The organism is Kitasatospora sp. NPDC059827 (assembly GCF_042731675.1).
GTDB lineage: Bacteria > Actinomycetota > Actinomycetes > Streptomycetales > Streptomycetaceae > Kitasatospora.
Genome location: NZ_JBHWIV010000177.1, coordinates 1 through 3,194, shown reverse-complemented (window position 1 = coordinate 3,194; position 3,194 = coordinate 1). Strand labels below are relative to the sequence as shown.

Sequence of the window (3,194 nt, the reverse complement as noted above, 5' to 3'; positions counted from 1 at the left end):
GGGGGGGGGGCGGCCGGCGCCCGCCCCGCGGGCCCCGCCCCCCGGGGGGGGGGGGGGGCGGGGGCGGGGGGCCCCCGTGCCACGGCCCCCCGGCCCCCCCCGACGGTTCGCGGAGCGGTTTCGGCCCCGGCCGGCTCAGTGGATGATGCCGGTGCGCAGCGCGACCGCGACCATCCCGGCGCGGTCGCCGGTGCCGAGCTTGCGGGCGATCCGGGCCAGGTGGCTCTTCACGGTGAGCGCGGACAGGCCCATCGCGACGCCGATCGCCTTGTTCGACTGGCCCTCGGCGACCAGCCGCAGGACCTCGACCTCGCGGCCGGACAGCTCGCGGTAGGCGGTCTGCTGCGGGCCCGGCGCCCCGGGGGCACCCGGTGCGCCCGGGGCACCGGCGGCACCCGGCATGCCCGGCATCCCGGGGCGGCGCATCCGGCCGGCCAGCCCGGCGGCACCGAGCGGCAGGCCCGGGCGGCCGGGCATCGCGACGTTGGTGCGGGTGCCGGTGACCACGTATCCCTTGACGCCGCCCGCGAGCGCGCTGCGGACCGCGCCGATGTCGTCGGCGGCGGACAGGGCCAGGCCGTTGGGCCAGCCCGCGGCGCGGGTCTCGGCGAGGATGGTCAGTCCGGAGCCGTCCGGCAGGTGGACGTCGGCGACGCAGATGTCGCGCGGGGTGGAGACCCGGGGGCGGGCCTCGGCGATCGAGGACACCTCGATCACGTCACGGACGCCGAGCGCCCAGAGGTGGCGGGTGACGGTGTTTCGGACGCGGGGATCGGCGATGACCACCATGGCGGTGGGCTTGGTCGGGCGGTAGGCGACCACGTTTGCGGGGTGCTCAAGAAGGACCGACACCAGGCCTCCTGCGGGGAGTGGCGGACGGAACCCCGAGGGGGCGGTCGGAGTGTTCCGCGTTCGGAAAGGGTCACAGTCTGCTTCGGCAGCTACCGTGCCCGGCTTTAGCGAAAGATCACGATCTAGTGAGTAACAATACGGACAAATCGCGCATATGACTGATGCGACATGCCTGGAATTCGTACAAAATCGATCAGATCCATGACAGATCGATCGACTTTGAGCAGGTAATTGACGCAGAGCAGGGCCGAAGCCACACTCCGTCAGTCCTGGGGGTGGCATCGGGGCGGACGGTGCCGTCCGGCCCGGACGCCACCCTTCAGTGCGACCGGGGGCGTCGCCGGGCGGGCATCGGGACCACTCCACCGAGTGACGTGACCTCGGCCGGCGGCGGGGACGGGTTGGCCGGCGGCAGCCCGGCGCTGATGCAGAGCAGGTCGCCCCAGGCCGCCAGGTGCCGCTCGAACCGGCCGTCGGCCGGCGTCCAGGAGGCCCGGATCTCGATCTCGGTCGCCGCGGGGCGGTCCGCCAGACCGCCGAAGTACTGCGAGGCGCAGCGGGTCACCGTGCCGGACGGCTCCGCGTACCCGGCGCCGTGCGCCTGCAGCGCGTCCAGCAGCCAGGCCCAGCCGACCTCGGAGAGCAGCGGGTCGCCGGCCATCTCCGGCTCCAGCTCCGCCCGGGTCATCGTGACCACCCGGAACTCCCCGTTCCAGGCCTCCTGCCCGGCCGGGTCGTACAGCAGGACCAGCCGGCCGTCGGCCAGCTCCTCGTCGTCCACCTCCACGGTGGCGGTCAGCGCGAAGGCGTACGGGGCCAGCCGGCGCGGGGCCGGCGCGGGGGAGAGCTGGAGCTCCGGCCGCAGCCGGGCCCCGTCGAGGGCCTCCACGGCGGCCCGGAACTCGCTCGGCGCCCCCTCCCGACCCGTTCCGCCACCTGTTCCGCCACCTTGCGCGGGGTGCCCGCCGACCGCTGCCATGCCCCGAAGACTAGGTCGAAGACCGGGGTTATCGCCGCAACTTCCGTCCGAGCGGCGTGCCGGAACGGCAAACCCGGCCAGATCTTGGAGGAACCGACGAGACCGCCCGGGAAGGGCGCCCCCGGGCGCGTGCGAAGATTTGACCCGTGAGCGAGACTACGGCAGACCCGACGGCGGCCACCCCCGACGGCCGAAGCACCCCCGCGCGCCGCGGCGCCGCGCACGACTCCGCGTTCCTGCGCGCCTGCCGGCACGAGCCGGTGCCGCACACGCCGGTGTGGTTCATGCGCCAGGCGGGCCGCTCGCTGCCCGAGTACCTGAAGGTCCGCGAGGGCATCCCCATGCTGGAGTCCTGCATGCGGCCCGAGCTGGTCAAGGAGATCACCCTCCAGCCGGTGCGCCGGCACAAGGTGGACGCGGCGATCTTCTTCAGCGACATCGTGGTGCCGCTCAAGGCCGTCGGCATCGACGTGGACATCAAGCCCGGCATCGGCCCGGTCATCGCCGACCCGATCCGCACCTTCGAGGACCTCAACCGGCTGCGCCCGCTGGAGCCCGACGACGTCCCCTACGTCACCGAGGCCGTCGGCCTGCTGGTCGACGAGCTCGGCGGGACCCCGCTGATCGGCTTCGCGGGCGCGCCGTACACGCTCGCCAGCTACCTGATCGAGGGCGGGCCCTCCAAGAACCACGAGAACACCAAGGCCATGATGTACGGGCAGCCCGAGCTCTGGGCCGCCCTGCTGGACCGCCTCGCCGACATCACCTCCGCCTTCCTCAAGGTGCAGATCGAGGCCGGCGCCTCCGCCGTCCAGCTGTTCGACTCCTGGGTCGGCGCGCTCGCCCCGGACGACTACCGCCGCTCGGTGATGCCCGCCAGCACCAAGGTCTTCGACGCCGTCGCCCACTACGGGGTGCCGCGGATCCACTTCGGCGTCGGCACCGGCGAGCTGCTCGGGCTGATGGGCCAGGCCGGCGCGGACATCGTCGGCGTCGACTGGCGGGTGCCGCTGAACGTCGCCGCCGAGCGGGTCGGCGCCGGCAAGGCCCTCCAGGGCAACCTCGACCCGGCGGTGCTGTACGCGCCCACCAAGGTCGTCGAGACCAAGGCCCGCGAGGTGCTGCACGCCGCCCAGGCGCTCGGCACCAGCGGCCACATCTTCAACCTCGGCCACGGCGTGATGCCGTCCATGGACCCGGACGCGCTCAGCCGCCTGGTCGCCTTCGTGCACGAGGCCAGCGCGCGCTGACGCCCCGCGGCGGGGGGGGCGCCCCGGGGGGTGGGCCCCCCCCCGGGCGGGATCACCCGGGAGGCCGCCCCGCGCCCCCCGCGCGGCGGCAGCCCCCGCGGGGGGGGCGCGCG

Annotated in this window: 3 protein-coding genes; 1 reads left to right on the top strand and 2 read right to left on the bottom strand. The window is 74.4% G+C overall.

Features of this window, described 5'->3' with window-relative positions; translation table 11 throughout:
* Positions 1-135: 135 nt before the first annotated feature.
* Complete coding sequence (locus tag ACFV8H_RS41345) at positions 136-852, bottom strand: response regulator transcription factor (RefSeq protein ID WP_350511717.1); 717 nt, start codon at positions 850-852, stop codon at positions 136-138.
* Positions 853-1,171: 319 nt separating this feature from the next.
* A complete protein-coding gene (locus ACFV8H_RS41340; protein ID WP_375888289.1) occupies positions 1,172-1,831 on the bottom strand; it encodes a DUF3000 domain-containing protein in 660 nt (219 codons plus the stop codon).
* Between the two features lie 236 nt (positions 1,832-2,067).
* Here ACFV8H_RS41340 and hemE point away from each other — a divergent pair, with 236 nt between their 5' ends.
* Positions 2,068-3,081: a uroporphyrinogen decarboxylase gene (hemE, locus tag ACFV8H_RS41335; protein ID WP_375888482.1), complete on the top strand. Its 1,014-nt coding sequence runs from the start codon at positions 2,068-2,070 to the stop codon at positions 3,079-3,081.
* Positions 3,082-3,194 lie beyond the last annotated feature (113 nt).

Excerpts from the sequence above, each read along its gene's own strand:
- ACFV8H_RS41340 (WP_375888289.1), bottom strand. The coding sequence starts at position 1,831 with ATGGCAGCGGTCGGCGGGCACCCCGCGCAAGGTGGCGGAACAGGTGGC.